We start from the raw sequence: 6,975 nt of genomic DNA on the forward strand, positions 1-6,975 counted from the left end.
CGGCTCATCTTGGTCGTATTAAGGCGTTACAGGATGAAGGTCGTTTAGTTTTGGCTGGTCCACATCCGGCAATTGACAGCGAAGATCCCGGTGAAGCCGGATTCAGTGGCAGTTTAGTGGTCGCCGAATTTGACGACTTGCAAAGCGCCCGGATTTGGGCCGAGGCCGATCCCTATATTGAGGCCGATGTGTACGCCAAAGTAACTGTTAAACCATTTCGTAAGGTCTTACCTTGAGTTTATCAACACAACAAAAACTGGAACAGGCGTTACAGCAGCTTGATCCGATTCAGTTGCAGATCACTGATGACAGTCATCTGCATGCAGGACATGCAGGCAATACTGGTGGTGGCCACTTTACGGTATTTATTGTCAGCGACGCGTTTGCCGGTTTATCTTTAATCAAGCGTCACCGGCTGGTCTATGACGCAGCGGCTGAATTACTCCCCTCTGCTATTCATGCGTTAAGCATTCAAGCTAAAACGCCTGATGAACTGAAATAATTCGGGCAATGGCAACGGAAAACAGTAAAGCACAAAACCAGGCTTTTCTGGCCCAGCTGGATCGACAAAGACTACAAAAACCCTGTCAACGCATCATTGATTTACGCGGTAAAGTGACCGGTGAATGTCAGCCTTATGAATTTGGCGATGTCACCCACTATCTGGACGACCGTAGTTATTTAATACTCAAGCAGCTGGTTGAACGCATGGGGGGGCGTTACACCGTCGGTGTTTACGAAGCACTGATGCAGGCCATCCGTCAGTTTCAACAGCAATCACAACAGCAGCAACCAACTCCCGTTGAGGACGATGGCTTGTTGCTTATCCGGCTGGATAAACCGGTAAGTCGTCAGGCGCCTCGCATGCTACTGACGCTGCCGGTCACCATACAAGTGGGTGAACTTAGCTACCATGCGATGACCCTGGATGTCAGCATTGATGCTATCCGTGTCAGCATGAAGCATGTATCTGCATTGGAAAAAAACGATACCGTTAACGTCAGTTTTGAACATTTTCCCGACGCTCATAATACTGAACCCACACAAATAGCGTTTGACGTTACCCGGATGCATCATGAGGATCAGCGAACCTTTGCTGTATTACGCTTTCATGACTCGGTGGGTGATGACATTCGTCAAGCGTGGCAAAACTGGTTAAGCAATCGAAATCAGCACAGTCCTGCTGAGCTGAATAATGAAATTCTTAATCTGACCCAAAATTGTCTGTTACGTTTATACAGCCAGCAAATGCCCAGCCTGCTCTGCTGGATGGGTGAACAGCAATCGCCCAATGTCACCGCTCTCCATAGCAGCACTGTCTGTGATCAGATTTTCATCAACACACCTGACTTGTTGTCCGTCGTGAAAAGAGTGCTCTCTCATATTGAGCAAAACAATTTAAATTGCGGGTTTGTGGCGCTTCATGCTGAAAAGCTGGTGGTGATTGATGTCAGTGAAAGTGCAAGGCTAAGACAATTTTGGCCTTGGCCCGAAAAAACACAACTGTGGCATTTCAATGTAACAGCATTGGCAGTTGATGAATCAATTTATCATCCGCATTTTGATATCATGGCTCAATCGGACCCGCGCATTGCCGTTGATTTTTCACGCAAGGTTTCACAATTAAAAAATCTGATAGAAATCACCGATATTTCGGCCTGCTTGCAACAGCTGAGCAATGATGAAAAGCAAATTCATGCTGATGAAAATATCGAAAAACCGGCGGTTCTTTTTAACTTACCGCCTATCAGTTCGCTCAAAGCATTTATTCGACGCCAGCAAAGCCGCTATAACGTGCTTACCCCCGTCAATTTATTTATAAATAGCCAGGAACATGCGTCGCAAACCAACGAGGTTTCGATTAATGGATTGTCGTTATCGGTCAATGCTGATTTGCCGGTGAAGATAGGTGCCCGGGTAACCTTACATTTCACCCGTTGGCAATCACAGCGTCCGCAATTAAATTTACGTAGTGTGCCGTATGAAGTTAAGCGAGTGCAGAAGTTTGCTGAACAAACTGAACTTGGTTTGCAACGCCTGGTCACCCAATGCCCATTCGCTGTAAATCAGTTTTTTGAAAAGGCCATTAAAGATAACCAACAGTCCTTGTCGCGGCGCGAAGATGATTTATTGCAAATGCAGTACAGTCGGGTTTATCTGGATCTGCTGAGTCACGCACCGCTCAATACAGCGTTATTTTTTGGCCTGGATATTCAACAAAAACGCGTGTTGCAGGCGGTGGCTGGCCATTCTCAGTTGTTAAATCATACCGACAACAAATTATGGCAGTCGATTTCCAATTCCATTCAGCGGATCACATTACAGTTGAAAACCGTTCATACTGAAAATGTGGTGACTCATGGAATGGGACTGTATTGTTACCGCTCAGGTCATCAGCCCTGGCAGATCATCTGTGAACATGAACTGCAATCAGCAGAAGCCAAAAATCTGCTGTTGCACAGACTGTTTAATTCGGAAAGTTATTATATTTTCCATTGTCAGCTGGTCAACAACAAAACTGACTGGTTGCATGATGAGCAGGATTTGACACGTCAAATCAATGCGTTACGTAACCAAAGCGCTCATCGCATTAAAAACCTAAGGCAGATGCTATTTTCAATATTTGCTGTGGCTTATTTAACTGATATCACTAGCTTCGTCCGCGATAGCATCGATTCTTAAACTAAGCCGCCACCATCATTTTATCGATCCACACTGATCCGCTACGGATATTGCTGCGTAAGTCCACATCATTAGCTACCGCTTGGATACCTTTAAACATATCCTGCAACTGACCGGCAATGGTGAACTCATCAATGGCATATTGAATTTCACCATTTTCCACCCAGAATCCGGCAGCGCCTTGCGAATAATCACCGTTAACAATATTGACGCCCATGCCCATGGTTTCAGTCACAATCACGCCCCGATCCATCGCCTTCAGCATGTCCTGAAATGATAAATCGTTACTATCAACGGTAAGATTATGCACTCCACCCGCATTTGCGGTGGTCGTCATATTCAGACGTCGGGCTGAATAACTGTCCAGCACATAACCCTGTAATAAACCGTCGCGGATAATATCTCGATTTTGTGTCGCCACCCCTTCAGCATCAAAAGCCGAACTGCCCAGCGCCTTAAAGAGATGTGGCTGTTCATGGATATGCATAAATGATGGAAAAATCTGTTCACCCAGTTTATCCAGCAGAAAACTGGATTTACGATACAAAGCACTGCCTCGAATTCCGCCCACCAGCTGACCAAATAACGATGAGGCAATTTCAGCAGCAAAAATAACCGGGTAATGACCGGTCTCAATTTCACGGGTATTGAGCCGTTTCAACGTTTGCTCAGCGGCTTTGCGACCCACCGAAACAGCAGAAGTCAGATCCTGACTGTCACGGGCAACGTCATACCAGTAATCCCGTTGCATACCGGTCTCATCACGGGCGATTAATGTACATGACAAACTATGGCGAGTGGATTGCGTCTGACCGATAAAACCGTGACTGTTGGCATAAATCCGCTGACCTTCATGTGACGAAACACTGGCCCCTTCTGAGTTACTGATTAACGAATCAAAATCGCGACCGGCCTGCTCACATTCCATTGCAAGTGCAATCGCCTGTTCCGGAGACAACTCCCAAGGGTAGTACAAATGCAGATCCGGAAAGGAGGTAGCCATTAATGACGCATCGGCCAACCCGGCAAATTTATCTTCCTGAGTGTGCTTTGCAATACTGCAGGCCATCGCCACTGTTTCGTGAATGGCTTCAGGCCGCAAATCGGATGTACTGGCAGAAGCTTTGCTTTGCCCCAGATACACCGTTACGCCAAGCCCGGTATCTTTGTTGTGCTCCAGCGTTTCAATTTCAGCCTGACGCACATTTACCGATAAACCCAGACTTTGACTGATACCCACTTCGGCAGCAGATGCCCCCAGCTTTTTAGCCGCATCCAGCGCCTGCTGCGCTGCATTTGTTAAGATTGATGCGTCAAGTTTACTCATATGATCAAATTAACCTCTTCGATATTCTGTCCATGTTTTTGAAAGCCCCGCATTTCCAAAACACCGCGTGTATTCAATGAAATAATCAGATATAACGCCTGTGGATAGTCTGCAACATCCTCGTCAATAACCGACGGTAATGCTGGAGCATCGGGATGAGAGTGATAAATGGCGAACAGTTCCTGATTGCGTTCTTTCATTTCTTTTAATGCGGCCAACTGTTCACTGGCACTTAATGCAAATAACACGCTGGCATCGGTTTTGACGCTGTCTACCGGATAACACATACAGCGTTGTCCATGGCGGCCTATTAACCCGGAAATTTCCTGCTGCGGTGAAAGTTGTGCTTCATGTAATAGCTCATTCACCAATGTTCGCGGTAAACGTATCGTCGTTTTTGCTGTCATTTAGCTATTCTCATTATCGTGACATACCGGGCAGGCCGGATCCTGTTTTAACGTCATTTCTCTTATCTGCATTGACTGCGCATCAACCAATAATAAACGACCATTGAGGGACGTTCCTGTATTGGCCAGCAATTTGAGTGTTTCAATCGCCTGAATGGATCCCATCATGCCCAGTAATGGTGAGAGCACCCCGCTCTCCGCACAGCTTTGCTGAATATCGCCACCATTATCATCGTACAAACAACGATAACACGGTGCATTGGCTTGTCGGGCATCATAAACTGAAACCTGTCCTTCCCATCGAATAGCCGCAGCTGACACCAACGGTGTTCTGGTTTTCTTACTCACCCGGTTGAGCAGAAAACGACTACTGAAATTATCGGTGCAATCGACAATCACGTCAGCAAGCGTTGCCTGCTGGGTTAACTCGGCTTCGTTCAGGCGATGCTCAATGGTTTCAACTTTAATTGTGTCATTCAAACTTTGCAAAGTCGCCGCAGCTGAATGTGTTTTTGTTTTGCCTACAGACGTCTGTCGATGCACGATTTGCCGCTGCAGATTGGTCAGCTCAACAATGTCGTCATCCACCAGCACTAGATGCCCAACACCTGCAGCCGCCAGATACAACGCTACTGGCGATCCTAATCCTCCCAGCCCAATGACCAGAACGCGGCTTTCCAAAACGCGCTGTTGGCCGGTGATGTCAAAATTCGGCAAAAGAATATGGCGGCTGTAACGCAGCAACTGTTCATCATTCATCAGCAGTATATTACCTGAATTCGCGGCTTACGGAGCGTTTGCCAATGACCACGCGATCCTGCTGACCATAATCCTGAAAAGCCTGTATCTCACTAAAGCCTGCTTGCTGGAACAATGCTTGAACGGCCTGCGACTGATCATAACCATGCTCTATCATTAACCAGCCGTTCGACTTTATTACCCGCGATGATTGATGGACCAGCTGCCGGATATCATCCAGACCATCAGCCCCGGAAGCTAATGCTGTCAAGGGTTCAAAGCGTAAATCGCCATCGGTTAAATGAGGGTCATCTGAACGAATATAAGGTGGATTGGAAATAATGATGTCCAGAGCTTCAGGCTGTATGGCATCTAACCATTGGCCGCGAACAAAATGTATGTCTAGATGGTTTTTTACCGCATTCTGTTTAGCCTGCATCAAGGCCGGCTGAGAATAATCCGTTGCCAGCATCCAGATATCATGACATTCCGCTTTAATTGCCAATGCAATAGCCCCACTGCCGGTTCCAAGATCGGCAATACACATTCCCGGCTGAATTTTTTCCAGAGCCAGTGACACCAGTAACTCGGTGTCAGGTCGTGGGATCAGGGTATGCTGATTGACCTCAATATCCAATGACCAGAAGCCTCGGCTGCCGGTCAAGTGGGCAATCGGAGTGCCTTGCCGGCGCTGCTCCACCAGTGAAACAAAGTTCTGTTGCTCGGGTGATGTAAGTTGTTGTTCCGGATAACTGATCAATCGTGATGGTGCGCACTGCAATACATGACATAACAGACTTTCAATATCCTGTCGCAGCGTTTGACTCGCGACCAGTTGCAATCTGGCCCATTGCAAAGCCTGTTGAATCGTCATTGTTTTACTAATTCGTCAAATCAGAATAAATTGATTTGTAACAACGCTAATACCCCCGCCGCCAGCGCGATCATTAATAAAGCATTGGTAATACGCTGCCGCTTAATCAGCTGATTTTGCTGTAACAGCAGTTGAGCCAGTTCCTGCTTGAGAGTTTCGGTCATTGGATCGACCGAGTCAGGCATTGCGGACAGCTGCTCGGCTATTGCTGTTTCAATGCTGGGTTGCAGTGCCGTCACCAGTTGTTGTTCAATCGTGTGTTGCTGACTGGCCAACCAGCGCTCGGTTTGAGCAGTTACTTGCTGTTGCCAGTGATTGGACTGATTCAGGTTTTGCATTGCTGTTTCAGCGGCATCAGAGGCTTTTTCCAGCAATACCGTCTGCATTTGTTCCGTTTGCGTATTGAGTTGATGCTGAACCTTTTCCTGCACTTCACCACTGATCTGCTGACTTATCTCAGTAGACAGCCTTGCCGCTAATCCATCCAGTTTTTCATCAATCAACTGCCTGGCGATATTTTCTGCAATCTGCTGACTACGCTGCTCTGTTTGCTGTTGAGCTTGTTGTAACCAGCTTGGTAATAATGATTGCTCAACCTCAGCTGTAATTTCCTCTATGGACGGAATTGAGGGAATTTCAACAGGCTGTAAAGGCTCGGCTACAGAGGGTTGTTTTTCTTCTGTGGTCACTGATGGTGATGATAAGGCAGCTAAAATCGATTGTAGTTGTTGCGCTTCAGGTGGTTTGGACAATAAAGCCAATACACCACTGTCGTGTGCAGACAGTTTATCCGCTTCACTGTCATTACTTGTGCAAAGAACCACCGGAATGGATTGCCAGCGGGCATCGTTTTTTATCTGACGGGTTGCTGTCAGACCATCCATGCCCGGCATCATCAAATCCATAAAAATGATTAATGGCGTTTGATCACTGGTTTCCAGCCAGAA

At 46.9% G+C, this 6,975-nt stretch carries 8 protein-coding genes; 3 read left to right on the forward strand and 5 right to left on the reverse strand.

The features are described from left to right. The 3 genes from B3182_RS11845 to B3182_RS11855 form a co-directional block, all read left to right on the forward strand. A partial coding sequence (locus B3182_RS11845) for a YciI family protein (protein WP_292752851.1) occupies nt 1–236 on the forward strand: 236 nt, incomplete at its 5' end. Further along, complete coding sequence (locus B3182_RS11850) at nt 233–502, forward strand: BolA family protein (RefSeq protein ID WP_292356134.1); 270 nt, start codon at nt 233–235, stop codon at nt 500–502. The genes B3182_RS11845 and B3182_RS11850, both read left to right, overlap by 4 nt. 8 nt (nt 503–510) lie before the next feature. Beyond that, nucleotides 511–2,682, forward strand: a complete 2,172-nt coding sequence (locus B3182_RS11855; protein ID WP_292752854.1) for a PilZ domain-containing protein — start codon at nt 511–513, stop codon at nt 2,680–2,682. 1 nt (nt 2,683) lies between these two features. Here B3182_RS11855 and pmbA read toward each other — a convergent pair whose 3' ends face one another. The 5 genes from pmbA to B3182_RS11880 form a co-directional block, all read right to left on the reverse strand. After that, nucleotides 2,684–4,009, reverse strand: coding sequence for a metalloprotease PmbA (gene pmbA, locus B3182_RS11860; protein ID WP_292356131.1), 1,326 nt, complete (start codon nt 4,007–4,009; stop codon nt 2,684–2,686). Beyond that, on the reverse strand, nt 4,006–4,416 hold the full coding sequence (locus B3182_RS11865) for a M67 family metallopeptidase (RefSeq protein ID WP_292356129.1): 411 nt from the start codon (nt 4,414–4,416) through the stop codon (nt 4,006–4,008). The genes pmbA and B3182_RS11865 overlap by 4 nt, the downstream gene beginning before the upstream one ends. After that, a complete protein-coding gene (locus tag B3182_RS11870; protein WP_292356126.1) occupies nt 4,417–5,175 on the reverse strand; it encodes a HesA/MoeB/ThiF family protein in 759 nt (252 codons plus the stop codon). A 10-nt stretch (nt 5,176–5,185) separates the two neighbouring features. Continuing rightward, complete coding sequence (gene prmC / locus B3182_RS11875) at nt 5,186–6,028, reverse strand: peptide chain release factor N(5)-glutamine methyltransferase (protein ID WP_292356124.1); 843 nt, start codon at nt 6,026–6,028, stop codon at nt 5,186–5,188. 20 nt (nt 6,029–6,048) lie between these two features. After that, on the reverse strand, nt 6,049–6,975 hold a 927-nt coding region (locus tag B3182_RS11880; RefSeq protein WP_292752857.1), incomplete at its 5' end, for a response regulator.

The sequence above is a fragment of the Methylophaga sp. UBA4204 genome (assembly GCF_002379485.1).
GTDB lineage: Bacteria > Pseudomonadota > Gammaproteobacteria > Nitrosococcales > Methylophagaceae > Methylophaga.